Genomic DNA, 20,027 nt, shown 5'->3' with positions numbered 1-20,027 from the left:
ATATATTCAATCTATTCAAGCTGCATTACATTATTTATGTATTGTTAATTGAAATATTCTATATTTTGATTATATACGAACATATGTTCAATGTCAAGGAAAATGAAAAAACAGCAGCCAAATAACTCCTAAGTTATGTGACTGCCATTATAATTATTATTATATCTAATTAAATTACCTTATAAAAGTATTAGCAACTGTAGTTGTCCAATCTGAGATTGTTCCAGGGAATAATCCCATTACTAATATCATAATTATACAAACTACCATTACAACCTTTAATGAACTATGAATCTTTATTGGAGTAGGATCTTCTGCATCATTCATAAGCATAACTCTTATTACAATACTATAATAATACATTGAAACTACGCTCATTAACATTGCAAATAAGGCAAGCCATAGATAACCTTGCTTTATAGCCTCTGAGAACAAGAAGAATTTTCCAATAAAACCTGCAGTTGGTGGTATACCTGCTAAGCACAACAAACAAATTAGAAGTATGGAAGATAGAAACGGTGAACGCTTCCACATACCACTGAAATCCTTAATGTCTTCTTTGCCAGTTTGATTTGTAAAGGCCGTAATTGATGCAAAGGCACCAATATTGGCAAAGACATAAAGTAGTAAATAATAAAGCATAGCGCTTATTCCACCCTTAGTGTAGGACACTAAACCCACTAGAATATATCCAGCATGAGCTATGCTTGAATATGCTAACATTCTTTTTAAGTTTGTCTGTGGAATTGCTATTATATTACCTATTAATATGGATAATGCTGCCAATACAATTATTAAAACAACCATTGTGTTATAGGAATACTGCATTATCTGCATGAACAGCTTTATCATAACTGAAAAAGCAGCTATTTTTGAACCTGCAGCTAAAAATGCTGTAATTGGAGTTGGTGCTCCTTCATATATATCTGGTGACCACATGTGAAATGGAACAGCAGATATTTTAAATCCAAAGCCGGCAATTAAAAGGACACCTCCAACAACAACTATTGGCTGAGCAGATCCTGTTTTCATAAAGGCAATTATATCTGTAAATACTGGAGAAGAACTTATTCCATAAATTAAACTCATACCATATAATAAAACGGCAGAGGACATTGCATTTAGAAGTACATATTTTATACCTGCTTCAGTTGATTTAATACTCTTCTTATCAAAAGCAGTTAATACTATAAAGGAAATAGACATAAGCTCAAGACCAATATAAAGTGTAATAAAATCATTAGCTGATGCCATTACCATCATACCTAATAGAGCAAATATAAGTAATACAAAGAATTCACTTTTGCTATCTGTTAGGTTCTTTACATAGGTAACAGACATTAGGGTAACTAATGCTGCAGCAATTATAAATATCTGTTTAAAATAAGTTGAAATACTGTCGCTTACATAAATGCCTTTTATAAAGCTTATACCTTCTGAAGGCTTATAAATAAAGCTTACAGCTAAAATCGCTAGAAGTGCTGCTGCAGAAATATATCCTATAACATTTTTCTTGCCTTTAGGTAATATAAGACTTAGAGCAAGAAGCACTATGCCAAGTATAGCTACGAGAATTTCAAGCGTAATCGCATTATAATTCATTAGAACAGCCCCCCTATACTTAAAGAAATAAACTTCTGAGCTATTGGAACTATTCCGCTGTTAAACATGTCCATTATAAGACTTGGGAAACATCCAAGTATTATTAAAATACTTCCTAATAGGACAATTGGAATTAACTCTACACCTTTTGCATCCTCTAAATGATCCCATTTAGCATTACGTGGACCAAAGAATACCTGCTGGATAACTCTTAATACATATATAGCAGTTATTACTATAGCAAATATTGATATAACAGCTAGCACTGGGTAAACCTGTATAGCACCTACGAAAACTGAAAATTCAGCAATGAAGTTGAAGGTGCCTGGAAGACCTAGTGATGCAAGTCCAGTAACCATGAAAGCTGATGCTAGTATTGGCATTTGATGAGCAAGCCCTCCAAAATCAGCTATCATCCTAGTATGTGATTTTTCATATAAATTACCTATTAATGTAAAGAATAGTGCTGCCATGATACCATGTGCAAACATCTGAGCTGCTGCACCGTTAAGTGATGCTGCATTATATGAAGCAATACCGATAAGCACATATCCCATATGGCTTACTGATGAGTTAGCAATCATATATTTTATATCCTTTTGAACCATAGCAACAAATGCAATGTAAACAGCATTTATTGTAGCAAGTACTGCTATTACCGGAGCCCAAAAATGTGCACCTTGTGAGAAGAAGTTAAGCCCAATACGTATTAATGCATAGCCTCCAAGCTTCATAATAACACCGGCAAGAAGCATACTGATTGCTGTTGGAGCAGCCGAGTGTCCATCTGGTGTCCATCTGTGTAGAGGGAACATAGGAACTAGTACTCCAAACCCAAGCATTAACATAAAGAAAATAGCCTTTTGAAAATTAACATCATATTTTACAGCTGAAAGAGCTGCTAAATCCATTGTATATGTTCCGGTTTGGCTTCCTGCATAAGCATAAACTGCAACTACACCTATTAATGCAACTGCACTTCCGCCAAGTAAATATAGTGTATATTTCATAGCTGAATATTCTTTGTTCTTACTTCCCCAAACATTTATAAGAATAAACTTTGGAATTACTGCCATTTCCATAAATAAGAACATCAAGAATAGGTCCCCTGTCATAAATACACCAAAAACTCCGCCAACAAGCACAAGCATATAGAAGAAGAATTCCTTAACTCTTTTCTCAAGCTTCCAGGATACAAATACTCCACTAAATAATATTATTGAAGTTAATAGCACCATTGGCATGCTCAAGCCGTCAACACCAAGTATAAAGTTTATCCCATAGCTTTTAACCCAGGAATAACTCTCAACAAACTGCATCCCGCCTGCTGCCTTATCATAATTAAAATAAGCAACTAGTGACAAAATAAGTGCTATAGAGGCAGCTATAGCTGCTATTACCTTAACGTATTTATCATTTTTTTCTGGTACAAATAATAAGAGGATTGCACCGATAATAGGCGCTAAAAATATTAGAAATAATATATGAAATCCCATTATTTAAACACACCTCCTAATAAAGGAGTGGACATAACTATTACTATTATAACCACTGCTGTAAATATTACTAAAGCATAGCTTTGTAAATATCCAGTCTGCATAACACGGGTCTTCTTTCCTGTATATCCCAAAAGTCTTGCAAACCCATCGAAGATTCCATCTATAACCTTATGGTCTATCCAGTCAAATATCTTTCCACCAGCTAACATTATGCTGTTAAATACCCAGCCGTATATTTCATCAATATAAAACTTATTATAAAGAAGATTATATAGGCCATGATATTTTTCTGCTAACTTTTCTGTATTTACAGCATTTTTAATATAAATGAGGTAAGCTGTCAGTATGCCAGCTAATGCTGCTATAGTTGATATTCCTGCTACTGCCATGTTTACATGAGGTACTTCTGCTTCCTTAAAGAATATTAGTGTACTAAAGCTTTGTCCAAAGCTGTTATAGAACCAGCTAGAATTAGTAAAACCTGAAACTACTGATAAAACAGCAAGTATTACAAGTGGAAGTGTCATAACCCAGCTTGATTCGTGAGCATGTATATCAGAACGTTTCTTACCGAAGAATGCTATAAATATTAATCTAAACATGTAGAAGGCAGTCATAAAGGCAACTATAGTTCCTATAACATAAAGACCAGTATGCCCACTGCTTAAAGCTGCACTTAAAATTTCATCCTTGCTCCAAAAACCTGCCAGTGGGAATATACCAGCTAGGGCAAGTGAACCGATAACAAAAGTCCATGTTGTAATAGGCATTTTTTCTTTAAGATTTCCCATTTTAAAAATATCCTGTTCCTCTATAGCGTGAATTACGCTACCTGAACCTAAGAATAATAATGCCTTAAAAAATGCATGAGTTGTTAAGTGGAACATACTAGCTGAAAGACTACCTACTCCCATTGCCATAACCATGTAACCAAGCTGGCTTAAGGTAGAAAAAGCAAGTATTCTTTTAATATCCTTTTGCACAAGAGCAATAGAAGCTGCAAAAATTGCAGTGAAACCACCTATATAAGCCATAGCTGTTAAAACTTGAGGAACGCTTTCAAATAAAATGTAGCCTCTAGCTATTAAATAAACTCCTGCTGCAACCATTGTTGCTGCGTGGATAAGAGCACTTACTGGGGTTGGGCCTTCCATTGCATCAGGAAGCCATACATGTAATGGGAATTGAGCAGATTTACCAACAGGTCCAATAAATACAAGTGCCGCTATAATTGCTATTCCTGCTCCTTTAGCACCAGGTATTAATGTTGCTAATTCTCCAAAGTTAAAGGTACCAAAGGTAACAAATAACAAAATGATACCCATCATAAATCCAAAATCTGCCCATCTATTTGTTATAAAAGCCTTTTTACTGGCATCTGCTGCTGATGGTTTGTGGAACCAGAACCCAATTAATAGATAGGAGCAAAGCCCAACTAATTCCCAGCCAACGAACATCTGGAAATAGTTATTTGCTATTACTAAAACCAGCATTGAAAATACGAAAAGTGAGATATATGCAAAATATCTAGAAAAACTTGTATCACCTTTCATATATCCTAATGAATAAAGTATTACTAATGTAGCTATAAAAGTTACAATAACAAGCATTAAAGCTGAAAGTGGGTCAATTAGAATACCCATCTGTATATGGAGTCCCTTAAAAGATCCAATGGAAGGAATGTTAAGCCAATCCACAGAAAACTCCTTTGGGGTTTTATCTTTAAGCACATTAATAAATATGTTAATTGATAGTAATGCAGAAGCTGCTATCGCCGCTAATGCTATCATAGCACTGACCATTTTTTGCTTTTTAGTAATGAACACAATTACTACAAAGGATATAAGCGGTAAAAGTGTTAAAAGCAACGCATTAAGAGCCATTAATATTCACCTTCCTTATAGTAATCTACCATTTTAATAAATCAATATCATCAACAGTCGTTGTTTTTCTGTGGCGATATAGGGATAAGATAATTGCAAGTCCTACTGCAACTTCGCAAGCTGCTACAGCTATTATAAAAATTGCAAAGGTATGTCCAGCAAGTACCTCTGGTTTTAAAAAGTGATTAAAGGCTACTAAATTAATATTAACTGAATTAAGCATTAATTCAATACCCATAAATACTCCAATAGCGTTCTTCTTAGAAACAGCTCCATAAAGTCCGATAGAGAAAAGTGCTGCAGCTAAAATTAAGTAATGATACAAAGTTATCATTTGGTTTCCTTCACTCCTTTCCCTATTACTATTGCCCCTATGGTGGCTGCTAAAAGCAGAAAACCTGAAACTTCAAAGGCAATTGAATAATCATTTAATAGAAGTGTTGAGATTGCAGCAATTGTAGATTCTGCTGCTTTACCTCCGCTTGGAACGAAACTTGTAACCATAATTGTTCTTACAAATACAGCAAATATTAGAACTGCTACTACAGCTGCATATTTACTATATCTATTCAGTCGACTGCTATCATCCATATATGTTCTTTTTGTGAGCATAACACCAAATACTAAAAGTATAGAAATAGCACCAACGTATATCATAACTTGTACTACAGCTAAGTAATCAGCATTTAAAAGCACATAAATCACGGCTATTAACATGAAGGTAGCAGCCATAAATAAAGCACTGTGTACTAAGTTTTTAGAAAGTACCATATTTAGTGCTGTAAAAATTATTAATGCAGCTACAATATAAAATATTATTGAAGCAACCATGCCTACACCTCCAAACCTTTCTCTGCAGTTTCTGCAGGAGAGTCTACTGCAATTTCTTCCCTAGCACCTTGTTCTTCGGGTTTACTCCAATAATAGCTGGTATCAACCTTATCAAAGCAGGTCATATGAAAGTCAGTAGAAAAGTTTATAGCATCCTTTGGACAAGCCTTTACACAAAGTCCACAAAACAAGCAATATCCAAGACTCATGTTATATTTTTGAAGGACTCTTTTACCCTTCTCATCTTTAGTAAAATCAACTCTTATAACACTATTTGGGCAGGCATCTGCACACATGTTACAAGATATACATTTATCAAAATCAAATTTAAAGGAACCATGAGAACGTACGGGTAAGTCAGGCTGAACATCTGGATACTGCTGAGTTACCTTCTTTTGAAAGAATTTTTTCATTGTTATTTTAAGTCCCTTTAACAATCCGAAACCATACATGTAATCACACCTCCAAACTATCTAATTAATTGAAAAAGTTTTATTCCTACACCTGTAACAAAAAGATTAGCTATAGAAATTGGAATCAAAACCTTCCAGTTAAATTGCATCATTTTTTCTATTCTTGCTCTTGGAAGTGTCCATCTAAGCCACAAGAAGATGAAAATCATAAAATAGGATTTAAGCATAAACCAAAGCCAAGATGGTAATATTGGTCCCTGCCAGCCGCCTAAGAATAAAGTAACTCCGAGACCTGCCATTACAAATAAATTTGCATATTCAGCCATGAAAAATAATGCAAAACGCATTCCAGTGTATTCAGTATGATAACCAGCTACAATTTCCTGTTCTGCTTCCATCATATCAAACGGGGATTTATTAAGTTCTGCAAGTGCTGAGATAAGAAATAATATAAAGGCTACAGGTTGTCTTATTATATTCCAAAGACCATTTTGTGAAGCTACAATATCATTTAAATTGAGGGTTCCTGTTATCATAACTATACCAATCATTGAAAAGCAAAGCGGTATTTCATAGCTTATAATCTGAGCAACTGTCCTCATTCCACCAAGAAGTGAGTATTTATTATTTGAACCCCAGCCAGCCATAAGGATAGCAACAGTTGAGGTGGATGAAATTGCAGTAAAATAAAGAATACCAACATTAATATTAACTGCTGACATTCCTTTTCCGTAAGGTAATACAGCATAAAGCATTATAGTTACTGTAAAAATAATAATTGGAGCCACTTTGTAAACGGTTTTATCTACAGCTTCTGGAATAATGGATTCCTTACCTATTAGCTTTACAGCATCAATCATTGACTGCAATAGTCCAAAGGGACCTACTCTATTAGGACCAACTCTTTCTTGAAAAAAGCTGGCACCACGTCTATCTACCCATAATATCATAATGATATTAAAGGTAACTACAGCTGCAACTGCTACAAAATAAACTACATCCATAATTAAAGATGAGAAAAATCCGTGAATACCTATGGCGTTTAAAATATTCTGTATTAGTTTCGCACCACTTATAAAAATATCATTCAATACATTCATTTAAAATTCTCCTTCTCAAAAGCCAAATTTTAAAAATTTTACCGGTCAATTTCAGCCAGGCATATGTCAAAGGATGCCAAGGTAGCAACAAAATCCTGAAGTGTCTGCCCAACTGCAATTTCTGGGAAAACACCGATGTTAACAAAAGAAGGGGAATGTACATGACATCTATAAGGTTTAGTACTTCCATCGCTAACTAAATAAAATCCAAGTATACCCTTTGAACTTTCTATTTGACAATATGTCTCTCCTATTGGAGGTTTTATAATTCTTGGCACCTTTGCCATAATAGGTCCTTCTGGTAAATTGTAAAGAGCCTGCTTTATTATCTTAATACTTTCACGTATTTCAAGAATACGCATATAGTACCTATCAAAGCTGTCTCCATTTTGAAGCACTGGAACCTCAAAATCAAATTTATCGTAGACACTATAAGGAGCTACTTTCCTAAGGTCATAAGGTATTCCTGCACATCTTACATTTGGTCCAGTTATGCAGTACCTTTCAATCATTTCTTTAGTAATGACACCAATACCTTTTGTTCTGCCTTGGAAAATCTCATTTCCTGTAATTAGACCATCAATATCCTTTATTCTTTCCTCAATTAAAGGCAGGTTTTTCTCAAAGGCTTCTATGAATCCTTCTGGAAGATCATCCATAACACCGCCAATCACGCAATAGTTAGGAGTCATTCTTGAACCAGTAATCATTTCTAGTAGATCTAAGGTATATTCTCTTGCAGTAAAACCATACATCCAGCCTGTAGTAGCATTTAAATCTATAAGAGTACTAGAAATCATAATAAGATGGCTTGCAACTCTTTGCAGTTCACCTACTATAACTCTAAGATATTCTGCTCTTTCTGGTACCTCTATTCCTATTAGCTTTTCAGCAGCCATTACATAGCCCCAATTGTTTAGTGCACCTGCTAAATAGTCTATTCTAGGTGTAAGAGCTGCAAATTGAGCATAAGTTCTGTCTTCTGCCAATTTTTCCATACCTCTGTGTAGGTATCCTATGTGATTTTCACATTTAACAATGTATTCACCATTTAAAGTGAGAAGCGCCCTAAATACTCCATGAGTACTAGGATGCTGTGGTCCTAAATTTATTTGATATTCCTGTGTCTCAAAATTTTCTTCTAATAAAGACATTTGAAACTCCTCCTAGCATTCCTTTTTTGCACTGAACAAATATTAATTGTTCAGCTTTTTTCATTTATTAAAATCTGTTGACTTTATCAAGTTTAAAGCTCTTTTGAAGCGGATGTCCTACAAAATCATCTACACACAAAATTCTTGTAAGATTTTCATGACCTTTAAAAGTTATTCCCATAAGATCATAAATTTCTCTTTCTTGAGGATCAGCAGCTTTCCATACAGGTGTTATGGTTGGAATTTCCATATCATCTTTTTGAAGTTTTACCTTTACAGCTAGAAGTTCTGCCTTTACATTTAATAGGTGGTATATTACTTCAAACCGGTCTTCATAATCTGCTGAGGTAATATCTGCAAGTCTTCCAAATCCCAATTCTTCCTTTAACAATTTAAGGACATCAACTATATTTTCTCTAGTTACATAAATTGCCTGTCCATTTTCTGAAAGTACTAATTGTCCATTAAAATGCTTATTTAATTCTTCCAGTAGATTATTAATATCAACCATTTCTCTTCACCTTCACAATCTCTGGCTTATTTAACTTTTCTTTAAGTTTTAAGAATCCATCAATTAAAGCTTCTGGTCTTGGAGGGCAGCCTGGGATAAACACATCTACAGGTACTAACTCGTCTACTCCACGTACTACGGAATATGAATCAGCAAAAGGTCCCCCTGAAATTGCACAGCTTCCCATAGCTATAACATACTTTGGTTCTGGCATTTGCTCGTATAGACGCTTTAAAAGCGGAGCCATCTTATCTGTTACAGTTCCTGCAACTATCATAACATCTGCTTGGCGAGGCGATGGACGGAAAACCTCGTATCCAAATCTTGATATATCATATCTAGCATCACCAGATGCCATCATCTCAATAGCACAGCATGCAAGTCCAAAGGAAACTGGCCACAAAGAATTTGATCGGCAAAAATTGATGGCTTTTTCTACGGTTGTAAAAGCTATATTATTAGCCATAAAATATTTAGCGTCTGCGTTATCTGCTATAAGCTCTTCTATCTCTTTATCAAACTCTGCTTCTCTATCTAGCGCTGTCTCTTTATTATTTACTTCCATTCTAAGGCTCCTTTCTTCCATGCATACCACAGGCCTACTACAAGAATTGCGACAAATATACACATTTCAGCAAAAGCGAAAAATCCTACTGATTTAAATGCAACTGCCCATGGGTAAAGGAAAACTGTTTCCACATCAAATATTACAAATATTAGTGCGTATAGAAAATAACTTATTTTGAATTGTACCCAAGTAGGTCCAAGTGTATCAAGTCCACATTCGTAAGTTTTTTCCTTTTCCGAATTTGGCCTTTTTGGTCTTACAAACCAATTGGTTATAATAACTATAAAGCCGAATGCAATTCCGCCTAATAAAAATATACCTAAGGTGCCAAAATCTTGATTCATTTTATGCTCCCCTTTCATAAATAATATTTTTATCTGTATCAAAGTTTTGAAGGAAAAAAATGATACAGTTTCAATATGATAATATTTATTAACACATTATTAATTTTAATTCTTTTAATATCTTATTTCAATATATGGATAATTAAATATTAGTTTAACAATGTGCTTCAATTTTAAGTAAAAAAGCTAGTAATTAATATCAAATTTAAAATTTACAAGTCATTATTTTGAGCTTTTTATATTACTGTTTTTATTCATTATCAATGGAACAAACATCTAAAATCAATGAAAATGAATGATATACATTATCAACCTGTTAAAATCATAAGAATTTACCCCATTTGTGAAAAATTCAACAAAAAACAATTTTTATGGTCATTTTATTGTAATTTTTCTCATTAATAGTACATATTAAATATATTTTTTCACTAAGTTTTTATAGGATTTCAATAATTTGTTTAAAAAAAGCTACTTTATTTTTTTAAAATGAACCTAAATAGGTACACTCTGTATAATAATAGTGATACAGCTTTTTTAATAAATTATATTAATTTGATTAATAGTAATTAAAATTAGTATAATTATAGCAAAGGTTTCCTCAGCGTTATTCTTGTATAAACCTTAATAACTTTTACTATCTTCAGTAAATATAAAAATCTTATAAATATTAAAAAAGTTAATGGTAATAATAATAAATGATGGAGGTTATTATGAATAGAATAAAAAAACTTATTCCTCTTGCTGCAACAAAATTTTTGAGCGTGTATGATGCAGAGTATGAAAATAGAAAAGGTACTTTAAAGCATTGGATGGTAGCTTCTAGAAAAGACTTTGAAACTTTAAAAGCTCAATATTTTAATGGTAAGGATGAAAGTATTGATGCTGTTATTATTGCAGCCTTACATAAGGAAAGTAAATGTCTTGTTATAATAAAACAATTTAGAGTTCCCTTAAATGATTATGTTTATGAACTTCCTGCCGGTCTTTTAGATAAAAACGAAACCCTTGAAACTGCTGTGAGAAGAGAATTAAAAGAAGAAACTGGCTTATCCTTAATTCAAATAAACCACGAAATAACTAGCAGTAAGGTTTATGTTTCTGCCGGAATGACAGATGAATCAGTAGCTATGGTATATTGCAGCTGTGAAGGGGCTATTTCAAATAAGTATCTCGAAGATGATGAAGATATTGAAGCTTTATTAATCAATAAGGAAGATGCAAAATCCCTATTAGAAAGTAGTGTAAAAATGGATATTAAAGCATTACTAACTCTTCAAAGCTTTGTAAAATTAGGTGAAAATCTATTTGATATATTATAATTCCTTAAATATTGAGTATATATATAATAAGAAAAACCTTGTTTTGCAAGTTGCAAAATGACTTATTTCAAAATTTATTAATTAAGTCATATTTGGAAATTAATTTGTTTCTGAATTGTGGCTACTTTAAAAATAAATTTATTATTTAATAGTTTGGTAATATAAAATTTACATTTTAGTATCGTCCATAATTCATTTTACCCATTGACCAATATAATTTTTACACATATAATATATATTATGAAGGATGAATTATTTGACATTTCATTTTTCGTTTTGTATATAAGAAATATTATTAAAATCTAAATTTGGTAATTAAGGGGGCTTGAAATGAGTATTTCAAAAATAAATAATCAGATAAGTGAAGTATTAAAGCAAGAATATAATGAAGTTATCTATACAGCATGGCTTTCTTTTATTGAAACTGCTGAATTAGAGAATGAAAATATTGTTATTTCAGTGCCTAATCAATATATTAAGGAAACCTTTATTGAAAGATATGTTGATAATGTTGAAGAATTATACAGAGATTGCTTTAACTTCAATAAGTTGATTATCAAAACTCTAGCTGAGGGCGAATTTAAGCCAAGTATTTGTTATCCATTGTTATTAAGCAGCTCTGATGCTGAAATTTCTGAAATTGTAAATTCATATGTAAGAGACATCTATGATTTTATTGAAGCTGCAAGTAAAAATGGAGATACAAAAGTAACCATGGAATTTTTGAAGGATTCTACATTCATAGAAGATTTATATTTTAGAATTAAGGAATTTCTATTAAATAGAGGTTTTAAAGCCGAACTTTTAACATCTGACAACAATTACATCTTAAGCTTATCCTGGTAGATATTTAGGCGGTACAGTATAAATTCTGTACCGCCTTTTGTTTTCCTTCTGCTTTGAAATTACCCTATTTTCATTTCACAGTTATAAAGTTTCAATCATATTATGATTTATAGCAATTAAAGAAAGGATTATATCATGATATACTTTAGTTATCCTGAAAGTATGGACATGGATGTTAATGATAAAAATATTTCAGCAGGTCTTGGTGAGCAAATACTTTCCCCATCAGAGTTTAAATTAAAATATCCATTAATTGAAGAACTGGAAAATAAAGTTGCAGAAGATGCTATAAATGATTTAATTGTTTCACTTGAAGGCTTATTATTTACGGATCACGCAATAGTTAAGAAAAAAAAGGATCTAACAGATGTTGTAAGCGACTATAAGGTCCCTTTAAACGAAAAGGGACTCATAAGCATGCTTTTTGAATTATATATTTATGAAAACCATGCAGCTCATGGAATGACCTACTATGGTTCTATAACTGCTAACTTAGAAACAGGAGAAACCTATGGTTTTTCTGATCTTTTTAATTCAAAGGTATATTATACAAGGATTTTAAGTGAAATAGCTGTAAAAAAAGTAAAAGCTATGGGGGTTCCACTAATTGCTCCTTATAATGGAATTACAGATGATCAACAGTTCTATCTAACCCCTGACTCACTTGTACTTTATTACAAAATATACGAATTCACACCTTACTATTATGGAAACTTTGAAATTAAAATACCCTATAATGAAATAATAAATATCTTAGGTCCTTTGAGCCCAATCAAAAATCTTTTACATTAAATATATTTAATGCTTGAAGATTAGTCCACAATAGATTTAAAGGGATGCTTAAAATTCTATATGCAGCATCCCTCATTTTACCTTTTCATTATAGATATCTATTTGGCTTAATTTTTCATAATAGGATATACTTCTTTTTTCAGTTCTCCATCCAAACAATATAAATGTAATAGGATCCCATAACGCCACCCATCCAATAATAAGCAAACTTTCTTTAATTATCTTAACAAGATTGGTATCTGAAAATCTCTCTAAAACTTCTACTAATATTATGCATAGTATGAGAAACAAAAGTCCTATTGTCATATTTGTCAACCACTGTCTAAATTGTTCTTTAAGACTTAAATTCTTTTCTTCTGCCTTATATTTAAAATGCGTATGTATAACTTTTTTAATTGAAGAAATATCTATATAATCATCCTCCTTCATAAAGCTAATTTTTAGACTTACCTTGCTTTTCAGTGGATAATTTTTTATAGAACTTATAATATAGGTTTCAAAGCCTTCATTTAGGACTCTATCTTCTAATGATCTGTATCCAAGCTTTTCAAAGATATCCTTTGTGTCATTTACTATAACTTTAATAATGGCAACTTCCTCATCTATTTCAATATCTGAAGTGGAATTTTTTATTTTAAGCACTTCATTTTCCTCCTTATATACCAACCTTTAATCACCAATTCACATCAGTTAGCTTTATTGTATCCACTAAATAGTAAATTATATTATACAATAGTTTTCTATAGACTTTTATCGCAGATATTTGTAAAAGAAATCTTTTAACTGTAAATCATAACATTAAAAAAGTAGACATGCTTTTCTTCATGTCTACTTTAATATTATAATTTCAGCGAACCTATGCTTTTAATTTTCTAACTTTATAATTTAGTTTGAAGTTGTAGTTGTATTTGTTGAAGTTGTTGGTGCTGTTGTATTAGAATCAGTTGTACTTGTTGATGTTGCTCCTGCTGTGCTAGTTGAGTTTGTTGATGATGCAGGCGCAGGTGCTACTGCTTGATTTGCTATAGCAAGTGCTGCATCTAAATCATTATTTAATTGCTTTAAAGCATCTAATCTTTTTTGAAGTTTTGAAATAACTTTATCCATTGATGCTAAAGCATTATTAAAATCTTTACCGCTAACCTTTGATTGAGTGTCAGCTACTTCATTATTTATTTCTGCAGTAGCTTTAACTTCTTTAACATCAAGTTTAAGATTTTGAGCTGTGTCAAGAAGAGACTTTAGCATATCTGGTGAAAGTGTCTTATTCCCTTTTTCTATATCTTCTATAATTGTTTCAAGCTGTTCTCTCTTTTGTTCAACTTGACTTCTAACTGCTTTAGTTTTCGTTCTTAAATCAGCCATTTGAGCATGCTTTGCTCTCATGGCAGTTTTAAACTGCTCAATTTGCTGTTTCTTATCAGCTTTATTTTGCATAGCTTCTTGTTTATGTTCTTGACCATTTACTGCATTTTTATTTTCATTATCTTTTTCTTGATCCTTATCCTCTTTATCATTGTTCTTATCTTTAGAACTTTGAACCACCTGCTGCCCTTTTCCTGTATTACCCTTTGAATCATTATTACCCTTTGCATATGCAGTAGCCGGTAAAACTACAAGTATTGATAAAACTAGTGAAAGTATTTTCTTTTTATTCATTGCTATTTCCTCCCTTTAGTCGGAAACACTGAGCAATTAAGCTCACTCGCTCCCGCTCGTAAAACTATTCGTTAAAGCCCATTTAGGGCTTTAACCTCCTTTTAATTTACTGAATTATAATCGATATCTTTAGCATCTTGAATTGATTTTAATGCACTATCTAAATCTTTCAAGGTGGAGTCTACTTTAACATTTACTTGTGCATTTTGAACTCCTGAAAGTTTTGGAACAGTACCGGGCTTAATTGAGTTAAAATTTGTTTGAACCTGTACTCTCTCATCTGTTTGAGTGCTTTGAGTTCCTGAAGCATTGTTTCCTTGTTCATTTTTAGATTTTAATCCTATACCAGAACAACCTGATAGCAAAATAGTTGATACTAAAAGCATTACCGCAAGCTTGCGTCTCATATTTTCCCTCCTGTATTCCTAATATGTACATAACAATTATTAATTGCTATACCTCCTATGTCCACATTCAAAGTTATATACGAACCTTGGATTTTGTTTTAAGGGGGGAAAAATAATTTTTTAAGATTTTGACAAAATAACTTTCAAAGTATAAAATTAGTAATACTTTGATTTTGATTATTATAAAGGAGATCAACTATGTTAATACCATTTGATGATTTAGGTCTTAATTCAAATTTAATAAATGGATTGAAAAAAGAAAATATATTTACACCTACAGAAATTCAGGAAAAGGTAATTCCAATAGCACTTAAGAATAAAGATATTATCGGTCAATCACAAACAGGAAGTGGTAAAACCTTAGCTTACTTACTTCCAATATTTCAAAGGATAGAACCCGAAAAAAGAGAGATGCATACAATTATTCTAGCACCTACACATGAACTTGTTATGCAAATAGATAAGGTAATTAAAACCTTAGCTGAGGATTCAAATATACCTATTACTTCCTTACCTATAATTGGAGATGTAAATATAAAAAGACAAGCAGAAAAGCTTAGAGAAAAGCCTCACATTATTGTAGGCTCCACAGTAAGAATTCTTGAACTTATAAAAGCGAAAAAAATTAGTGCCCATACTATTAAAACTATAGTTATTGATGAAGCTGATAGGCTTCTTAATGAGAAAAACTTGGAAACAGTAAAGGATATTATTAAAACAACACTTAGAGACAGGCAACTTATGTTGTTTTCAGCTACTATAGATGCTAGTGTTATAGTCACAGCCCAAAATCTCATGAAAGAGTCTGAAGTTATTCGTATAAATAATAATATTAATTCAAATATAGAACACATGTATGTTTTAGCAGAGCAAAGAGACAAAATGGAAGTACTTAGAAAAATAATTGCAGCTGAAAAGCCTAACAAAGCTATTGTTTTTATAAATAAAAGTGAAGAGACAGAAATAACCACTTTAAAGCTTAGGTATCATCACTTTAAAGTCTATGGAATACATGGCAAAGCTACTAAAGAGGAACGTCAAAGGGCAATGGAGGACTTTAGAAATGGAAAGCTGCAAATATTGGTAGCCTCAGACCTAGCAGCAAGAGGTCTAGACATAAAAGAAGTTACTCATATTATCAATTTAGATTTACCTGAGCATTCAAAAGATTATCTTCACAGAGTAGGCAGAACCGGTAGAGCTACTAAATCTGGTAAAGCTATTTCTATAGTAACTCAAAAGGAATTGAGTCTAATTAAAAAGTACGAAAAGGAATTTAATATAAGTGTTGCTTCAAAGGAAATGCACCTTGGAAGCCTTATAACTACTCTTACCAATAAAGTAATTAGTAAAAAGAAGACTTTAAGAATAAAAAATTATTAGAAGTAAATCAAAAGGACTGAGTCCGATAAATAACGGATTCAGTCCATTTAATTACTAATATATAAGTTATTAATACATCAGATTTACAAACTCTATTCAAACAAATAGTATCCATTTCCTTTATTTCTTTTAACTTTATACATTGCGCTATCTGCTTTTGATACTAGTTCATCTATATCTTTACCATCACTTGGCATAAGGCTTATCCCTATGCTTAATGCTAATTCTATTTCATCAGAGCCGCATAGTAAAACTTTCCTCTTATTTGTAATTCTTGACGCTACAGCTTCGCAATCATGCCGATCCTTTATTGATGGAAGTAATATTAAAAATTCATCCCCTCCAAATCTAGCAACTACGTCTCCTTCCCTAGTAGATTCTTTCAAAATTTCGGCTAAATACACCAGTGCATCGTCTCCTATTTTATGACCATATTTATCATTAATTTCTTTAAAATTATCAACATCAATAAACATAAGGCCTAAAAGGCTGTCACTTCTTATAGCATTTATGCAAAGTTTGCTTGCAAGTTTATAAAAAAGCATTCTATTTGCTAAGCCTGTTAACCCATCATAATAAGCTAGCTTATTAATAGTTTTTTCTTTTTCTATTAATTCTTTATTTAAAACATATAACTCATTAACATAATTTTTTAGCTGCTGAATACGCAAAAATTGATTAGTTACATCAATAAATTCCATAAGTATAAAATTTAAATTATTCTTTTCAATCCTGCTTATCTTTAAATTTAAATTTTTATCTAAGTCCAATAAATCTTTATGCATGGCTGCCGAAAAGAACATCTTTCTTCCATCAGTTAATACGCTATCAATTGCATTTTTAAAATAACCTTTATTTAGGCTAGGAATAACTTCATATACATTCTTATTTATTGTATCTTCACAACTTAAATTAGTTAAAAATATCATATGATTATTCCAATGTAAAATTTTCAAATCAGAATCTAATATTAATATACCTTCATTTATATTTTCTAAAATTTCATATAAAATACTAATCATTGAAGCCATCTTCTACCAATTCCACTCTATTCAATAATTCACTTAATGAACTTAAAGTTAGATTAATTATTATAGCTCCTGACACTTCTTTATAGTCTATTTTAAAGGTAATATATAACATTAGCATATGTGTATATTCATCATTTTTTATATTTTTTTCAAAATCAACTTTTTCGAAAACTTTTACTTCAGGCAATGTATAGCTTAGTTTCATTTTTAGATAATTTCCTAATTCACCCATTACTGAATTTAATATTATATTTCCTATTTCTTTAATGATGTCATAATCTGTGTCTGTAAAATTCATATCATTTATTTCATATTCATTAACTTCTTCTAAACACAAATTAATAAATGTTCTTATTTTATCTGCAGGAAATATTAGCCTTGCCTTTCCTCTTAGTTCATCTTTAAATGCAATGGAGGATACCATAATAGTTCCCTTCATTACTTCCGGAAGATAATTGTTTATTGTCACTGCTTCTTCATTTATATCTATAATTTTTAAAATTGGCACATTTAAAAATATTTTTTTGCTAATAATTTCAGAAAGTATACTTGCTGATTTACCAACACTTATATTAAAGAGCTCCCTTAATATATCTTCTCTTTCTATCTTACTCTTCATTTTTATCATTCCTTATTATCTCACATATAGATTTTGCTATATCTTCAGTGATAGGCTTGTTTATAAATTTAATTATTCCATATGCGTTCATTTCTTCCTTTATGCTTTTTTGAACATCTGCAGAAACAACTATGATTTTTGCATTAGAATCATATTCATTTAATAACTTAATTAATTCTTGGCCATTTAGTTCAGGCATTAACAAATCTACAAAAGTATATTCAGGTTTAATATTTTTGTATTTCTCAAATCCTTCTTGTCCATTTATAGCAAAATAAATTTTAGCCTCTTCCAAATATTTTGCAATTAAATTACCTAATATTTTTTGAGAAAAGGTGGAATCATCAACAATTAAAATATTCATTTTTTATATGCCTCCTAAGCTTCGTAATGAAATAATTTAATATAAATAAAACCCTATATTCATAAAAAATATGAATATAGGGTGGGTTGCATCATAAACTCAATACATATAAGATGCCCAAGTGAAATATGTAAATCATAGTTCCCCTTATATCTAAATTTGTTGTAAATTATAACTCTTAGATACTACCACATAATATAAATTATTTCAATAACAATTTCAAACTTAAGCATTAGCATTTAATTAATCACTAATATTTTTTAAAATTGTAGATAGGTATTTATATGAATTGAAAAGATTTATAATAAAACATTAACGCTGTAATAATAGTGAATTAACATCTCTATGTACTTTTAATATTATATATAAAGGGGGTGAAAATATGCCTACTGAATTTGAATTGATAAACTCTGAAAATATAGCCCAATTAATTTTTATAGCATCAAGCTTACTAGGTATTGAATCTGGTATAACAGGTAAACAGGCTTTAGAAGAAAAACAGATGGGTTTATTAGCCCAATCACAAAGTACTACCATTAAAGCAGCCGAGATTGTAATTGATTCAAACTTATTATCTATTTGTTCATACTTAATATTTTTAATAGCTGCTATAATTAGGAAAAATCAAGTGGAGAAGGAAATACTAACCGGTTCTTCAAAAGTATCTGTAACACCAAATATAATTATAATAGCAAGCTTTACATTTTCTTTAGTAGGTACTCTATTAAGATTTATAATTGCTAAGGAAAGATTAAAAGAAGTCCAGTTACCATTTAGTCTGTTATAGAGCCTCATCAATTTTCCCATAAAATTATAAATAATCATTGAAGCTATACATGTAATTATACTAAATTTATATCCCACTTGTGGCAAAGCTTATTTATAAACATATACTGATATTATGTGAGCAACTTTTAAGGAGGAAAATAAACATGGCTCATGATGAAAAGCCGGATTTTAATATGTACCAAATGCAGGAGATGAACTTTAACCCTAAAAATAACTGTATTCCACAGGAAACAGTTATTAGAAATGTACGACTAGCTGCTGCTTATGTTCCTTACCAGAAATTATGCACAATCTTATCCCCCCTAGAGGCTCTTACCAAAGGAACTGTTTTTCCAGAGCTTTATAGTCCTTATGAAGGAAAAGATAAGAATACTAGACCGTTTGGTAATATATAAAGGAGGTAACTATATGAAAATGGATAGATTTCAGCTTTTAAAACAAATAACCGCTGTAAATTTCATGCTAGAAGACCTCGCTTTATATCTAAACACACATCCATCTGACCGTGAAGCTCTTATAAAGTACAATGGCTATGTAAAAGAAAGTTTAATGCTTAAGCAGGAGTATGAAAGAAGCTTTGGAATGATTGGTGAGCATGATTCATACAGCCCATATCCTTGGCAATGGATAAAAGAACCCTGGCCATGGGAATATGAAGCTAACTTTAGGCTATAAGGGAGGGAATAATATATGTGGACATACGAAAAATTGCTTGAATTTCCAGTAAAGATTAAGAATCCAAATCCAGAAATGGCAAAGATAATAATTACCCAATACGGCGGACCCGATGGGGAATTAGGTGCATCACTTAGATACTTAAGTCAGAGGTATTCAATGATTACCCCTCAGGCTATTGCTACCTGTAATGATATTGGTACTGAAGAATTAGACCAACTAGGTTATCAGTGTAACT

24 protein-coding genes, 1 pseudogene and 1 riboswitch are annotated in these 20,027 nt (G+C 31.6%); of the genes and pseudogenes, 8 read left to right on the top strand and 17 right to left on the bottom strand.

Annotation, left to right across the window (positions count from 1 at the left end; genetic code table 11):
• Positions 1–174: 174 nt before the first annotated feature.
• The 11 genes from ACJDUG_RS03440 to ACJDUG_RS03390 form a co-directional block, all read right to left on the bottom strand.
• Positions 175–1,602 carry an NADH-quinone oxidoreductase subunit N gene (locus ACJDUG_RS03440; RefSeq protein ID WP_406768479.1) on the bottom strand — a complete coding sequence of 476 codons (1,428 nt, stop codon included), beginning with the start codon at positions 1,600–1,602 and terminating at the stop codon, positions 175–177.
• Positions 1,602–3,098, bottom strand: a complete 1,497-nt coding sequence (locus ACJDUG_RS03435) for a complex I subunit 4 family protein (protein ID WP_406768478.1) — start codon at positions 3,096–3,098, stop codon at positions 1,602–1,604. The genes ACJDUG_RS03440 and ACJDUG_RS03435 overlap by 1 nt, the downstream gene beginning before the upstream one ends.
• Positions 3,098–4,984, bottom strand: a complete 1,887-nt coding sequence (gene nuoL, locus ACJDUG_RS03430) for an NADH-quinone oxidoreductase subunit L (protein ID WP_406768477.1) — start codon at positions 4,982–4,984, stop codon at positions 3,098–3,100. Before nuoL ends, ACJDUG_RS03435 begins: the two co-directional genes overlap by 1 nt.
• 25 nt (positions 4,985–5,009) lie before the next feature.
• Positions 5,010–5,318 carry an NADH-quinone oxidoreductase subunit NuoK gene (nuoK, locus tag ACJDUG_RS03425; protein WP_406763943.1) on the bottom strand — a complete coding sequence of 103 codons (309 nt, stop codon included), beginning with the start codon at positions 5,316–5,318 and terminating at the stop codon, positions 5,010–5,012.
• Complete coding sequence (locus ACJDUG_RS03420; protein ID WP_406768476.1) at positions 5,315–5,815, bottom strand: NADH-quinone oxidoreductase subunit J family protein; 501 nt, start codon at positions 5,813–5,815, stop codon at positions 5,315–5,317. Before ACJDUG_RS03420 ends, nuoK begins: the two co-directional genes overlap by 4 nt.
• Positions 5,816–5,817: 2 nt before the next feature.
• The gene (locus ACJDUG_RS03415) at positions 5,818–6,267 is read right to left on the bottom strand and encodes a 4Fe-4S binding protein (protein ID WP_406768475.1); all 450 of its coding nucleotides are present in this window, start codon (positions 6,265–6,267) and stop codon (positions 5,818–5,820) included.
• A 17-nt stretch (positions 6,268–6,284) separates the two neighbouring features.
• Positions 6,285–7,328, bottom strand: coding sequence for an NADH-quinone oxidoreductase subunit NuoH (nuoH, locus tag ACJDUG_RS03410; RefSeq protein WP_406768474.1), 1,044 nt, complete (start codon positions 7,326–7,328; stop codon positions 6,285–6,287).
• Positions 7,329–7,366: 38 nt separating this feature from the next.
• Positions 7,367–8,482, bottom strand: coding sequence for an NADH-quinone oxidoreductase subunit D (locus tag ACJDUG_RS03405; RefSeq protein WP_406768473.1), 1,116 nt, complete (start codon positions 8,480–8,482; stop codon positions 7,367–7,369).
• A gap of 67 nt (positions 8,483–8,549) precedes the next feature.
• The gene (locus tag ACJDUG_RS03400; RefSeq protein ID WP_406768472.1) at positions 8,550–8,993 is read right to left on the bottom strand and encodes an NADH-quinone oxidoreductase subunit C; all 444 of its coding nucleotides are present in this window, start codon (positions 8,991–8,993) and stop codon (positions 8,550–8,552) included.
• Positions 8,986–9,459: an NADH-quinone oxidoreductase subunit B gene (locus ACJDUG_RS03395; RefSeq protein ID WP_406768689.1), complete on the bottom strand. Its 474-nt coding sequence runs from the start codon at positions 9,457–9,459 to the stop codon at positions 8,986–8,988. The genes ACJDUG_RS03400 and ACJDUG_RS03395 overlap by 8 nt, the downstream gene beginning before the upstream one ends.
• An 89-nt stretch (positions 9,460–9,548) precedes the next feature.
• Entirely contained in the window at positions 9,549–9,905 is a 357-nt protein-coding gene (locus tag ACJDUG_RS03390; protein ID WP_406768471.1) for an NADH-quinone oxidoreductase subunit A, read from the bottom strand.
• Between the two features lie 710 nt (positions 9,906–10,615).
• Between ACJDUG_RS03390 and ACJDUG_RS03385 the strand changes: the two genes are divergently transcribed.
• The 3 genes from ACJDUG_RS03385 to ACJDUG_RS03375 all read left to right on the top strand — a co-directional run bounded on the left by ACJDUG_RS03385 (position 10,616) and on the right by ACJDUG_RS03375 (position 12,862).
• The gene (locus tag ACJDUG_RS03385) at positions 10,616–11,224 is read left to right on the top strand and encodes an NUDIX hydrolase (protein ID WP_406768470.1); all 609 of its coding nucleotides are present in this window, start codon (positions 10,616–10,618) and stop codon (positions 11,222–11,224) included.
• 330 nt (positions 11,225–11,554) lie between these two features.
• Entirely contained in the window at positions 11,555–12,070 is a 516-nt protein-coding gene (locus ACJDUG_RS03380; protein WP_406768469.1) for a DnaA N-terminal domain-containing protein, read from the top strand.
• A gap of 135 nt (positions 12,071–12,205) precedes the next feature.
• Positions 12,206–12,862 carry a DUF3298 and DUF4163 domain-containing protein gene (locus ACJDUG_RS03375; RefSeq protein ID WP_406768468.1) on the top strand — a complete coding sequence of 219 codons (657 nt, stop codon included), beginning with the start codon at positions 12,206–12,208 and terminating at the stop codon, positions 12,860–12,862.
• A gap of 72 nt (positions 12,863–12,934) precedes the next feature.
• Here ACJDUG_RS03375 and ACJDUG_RS03370 read toward each other — a convergent pair whose 3' ends face one another.
• The 3 genes from ACJDUG_RS03370 to ACJDUG_RS03360 all read right to left on the bottom strand — a co-directional run bounded on the left by ACJDUG_RS03370 (position 12,935) and on the right by ACJDUG_RS03360 (position 14,928).
• Positions 12,935–13,504 (bottom strand): hypothetical protein, encoded by a 570-nt coding sequence (locus ACJDUG_RS03370; protein WP_406768467.1) that lies wholly within the window; start codon positions 13,502–13,504, stop codon positions 12,935–12,937.
• A gap of 243 nt (positions 13,505–13,747) precedes the next feature.
• Positions 13,748–14,521, bottom strand: coding sequence for a hypothetical protein (locus tag ACJDUG_RS03365; protein WP_406768466.1), 774 nt, complete (start codon positions 14,519–14,521; stop codon positions 13,748–13,750).
• 101 nt (positions 14,522–14,622) lie between these two features.
• Positions 14,623–14,928, bottom strand: coding sequence for a hypothetical protein (locus tag ACJDUG_RS03360; protein WP_406768465.1), 306 nt, complete (start codon positions 14,926–14,928; stop codon positions 14,623–14,625).
• Between the two features lie 198 nt (positions 14,929–15,126).
• On the opposite strand from ACJDUG_RS03360, the gene ACJDUG_RS03355 reads away from it, so the two are divergent.
• On the top strand, positions 15,127–16,311 hold the full coding sequence (locus ACJDUG_RS03355; protein WP_406768464.1) for a DEAD/DEAH box helicase: 1,185 nt from the start codon (positions 15,127–15,129) through the stop codon (positions 16,309–16,311).
• Positions 16,312–16,403: 92 nt separating this feature from the next.
• Here the strand turns inward: ACJDUG_RS03355 and ACJDUG_RS03350 are convergent, their stop codons facing one another.
• From ACJDUG_RS03350 to ACJDUG_RS03340, 3 genes are read right to left on the bottom strand one after another with little or no spacing between them, the layout of a single operon-like run.
• Positions 16,404–17,333 (bottom strand): diguanylate cyclase domain-containing protein, encoded by a 930-nt coding sequence (locus ACJDUG_RS03350; RefSeq protein ID WP_406768463.1) that lies wholly within the window; start codon positions 17,331–17,333, stop codon positions 16,404–16,406.
• Positions 17,326–17,961: a chemotaxis protein CheC gene (locus tag ACJDUG_RS03345; RefSeq protein ID WP_406768462.1), complete on the bottom strand. Its 636-nt coding sequence runs from the start codon at positions 17,959–17,961 to the stop codon at positions 17,326–17,328. Before ACJDUG_RS03345 ends, ACJDUG_RS03350 begins: the two co-directional genes overlap by 8 nt.
• Complete coding sequence (locus ACJDUG_RS03340; protein WP_406768461.1) at positions 17,951–18,325, bottom strand: response regulator; 375 nt, start codon at positions 18,323–18,325, stop codon at positions 17,951–17,953. The genes ACJDUG_RS03345 and ACJDUG_RS03340 overlap by 11 nt, the downstream gene beginning before the upstream one ends.
• Positions 18,326–18,396: 71 nt before the next feature.
• Positions 18,397–18,480, bottom strand: a riboswitch (cyclic di-GMP riboswitch).
• Between the two features lie 227 nt (positions 18,481–18,707).
• On the opposite strand from ACJDUG_RS03340, the gene ACJDUG_RS03335 reads away from it, so the two are divergent.
• From ACJDUG_RS03335 to ACJDUG_RS03320, 4 genes and pseudogenes are all read left to right on the top strand, one after another.
• Entirely contained in the window at positions 18,708–19,112 is a 405-nt protein-coding gene (locus tag ACJDUG_RS03335; RefSeq protein ID WP_406768460.1) for a hypothetical protein, read from the top strand.
• 145 nt (positions 19,113–19,257) lie between these two features.
• Positions 19,258–19,509 (top strand): spore coat associated protein CotJA, encoded by a 252-nt coding sequence (locus ACJDUG_RS03330; RefSeq protein ID WP_406768459.1) that lies wholly within the window; start codon positions 19,258–19,260, stop codon positions 19,507–19,509.
• A gap of 13 nt (positions 19,510–19,522) precedes the next feature.
• Positions 19,523–19,789: a spore coat protein CotJB gene (locus ACJDUG_RS03325; protein WP_406768458.1), complete on the top strand. Its 267-nt coding sequence runs from the start codon at positions 19,523–19,525 to the stop codon at positions 19,787–19,789.
• Between the two features lie 15 nt (positions 19,790–19,804).
• Positions 19,805–20,011, top strand: a pseudogene (locus ACJDUG_RS03320) (manganese catalase family protein); the annotation flags it as partial.
• Positions 20,012–20,027: the final 16 nt, after the last annotated feature.

The sequence above is a fragment of the Candidatus Clostridium stratigraminis genome, from assembly GCF_045310675.1.
GTDB classification, from domain to species: Bacteria; Bacillota; Clostridia; order Clostridiales; family Clostridiaceae; genus Clostridium_AT; species Clostridium_AT stratigraminis.
Note: the sequence above shows the minus strand (reverse complement) of the source record. Positions and strands in the feature narration are given on the sequence as shown.